General features: G+C 67.0%; 1 protein-coding gene. It reads right to left on the bottom strand.

The window, feature by feature from the left end; all coding sequences use genetic code 11:
* Positions 1-370, bottom strand: a 370-nt coding sequence (locus tag ACY0MJ_RS22335; protein ID WP_462640758.1) for a calcium-binding protein, incomplete at both ends; no start/stop codon positions are given.

Consider the following 370-nt stretch of genomic DNA (forward strand, 5'->3'; position numbering starts at 1 on the left):
CGCCGTCCAGCGTGTCGGTGCCGCCCTGGCCACGCAGGTAGTCCGCGCCCGAGCCACCCAGCAGCGTGTCGGCACTGCCCGCACCGTACAGTGCGTCGTTGCCACCGCGCCCCTCGATGACATTGGCCCCTTCGGTGCCGTAGATTGCCTCGCCGTGGTCGCTGCCGGTCATGATGGCAGCCTCGATCTGCGCATCGCTGAGCAAGCTGCCATCGGCGAATTCGATGCGGTCCACGCTGATCGAGTGGTTGATCACGTTGCCGTAGAAGAAGCCCTCCAGCGTGATCGTCTCGCCCGTGTCCTTGATGCGCAGCTGCAGGTGGTCGCCGCTGCGCGTGATGGCCAGGTCCGCCGCGCCGATGCCTTCCTT

The organism is Ramlibacter sp. bp-362, from assembly GCF_054956735.1.